This is a genomic window from Streptomyces sp. NTH33, from assembly GCF_003236365.1.
Classification (GTDB): domain Bacteria; phylum Actinomycetota; class Actinomycetes; order Streptomycetales; family Streptomycetaceae; genus Streptomyces.
Genome location: NZ_POTZ01000997.1, coordinates 1 through 886, shown reverse-complemented (window position 1 = coordinate 886; position 886 = coordinate 1). Strand labels below are relative to the sequence as shown.

General features: G+C 73.5%; 1 protein-coding gene. It reads left to right on the top strand.

Annotated elements, in window-relative coordinates; all coding sequences use genetic code 11:
• Positions 1-460: 460 nt before the first annotated feature.
• On the top strand, positions 461-886 hold a 426-nt coding region (locus C1I97_RS38060; protein ID WP_441349204.1), incomplete at its 3' end, for a fibronectin type III domain-containing protein.

Sequence of the window (886 nt, the reverse complement as noted above, 5' to 3'; positions counted from 1 at the left end):
GGGGCGGGCAGCGTCGTCGGAGCGAGCAGGACGCTGCTCGCCGCGACGAGGGTCAGCGACTTGGCACGCACGATGAGGAACCCTCTCCTCTGGAGCATTACGGACAGTCACCTCATAGGTGATGAATTCGATCACGCGCCCCACGTTAGGTGACCGGGGGGCGCATGGCCCGTAACGCCCTCCGAGCGGCCGGGGGACACCAAGCCGCGGCCGGCCCGGCCCCCGGCCGCCCGCACCGGCGCGGGACCAACGACGACAGCGGTCCGCGCCGCAGCGTGAACTCCCCTGCGACCCGGGGAAGTTCAGCCCGGAAGAGGCTCCAGCATACGTAACGTCCCGAGGCAGCCCTGGACGGCAGCCCTCTTGATACGGCCCCACCGAGGCGCCATATTGGTCCGGACCATTGCCCGCGCGGCGTCCGAGTCGTCCGCGCCGCTGCTGAAGAGGGGAGTCCGGCCTCGTGCGACGCGTTCCCGTCCCCGCTTCCCGGCGTCACCGCGTGCTCGGGCGTGTCGTGGCCTTGTGCGTCGTGCCGGCGCTGCTGGCCGCCTGCGGCCGGGGCGTCGTCGGCGACGGCGAGAGCGGCCGGATGCCCGGGGCACCGACCGGCGTCACCGCGGCGGCCGGGAGCGCGACCAGCGTGCACGTCATGTGGAACGCGGCACCCGCGGCCTCGGGCGTCGCCGGGTACGAGGTGTACCGGGGCGGCACGAAGGTGAGGGACGTGCCGGCGTCCGAGCACATGGTGGACGTCACCCGGCTCAGCCCCTCGACCACGTACGTCTTCACCGTGCGGGCCCGGGACACCGACGGCCGACTCGGGCCGCGCAGCCGATCGGTGCGGGCGACGACTCCATCCGCCGTCACGGACCACTCGGCCCCGTCC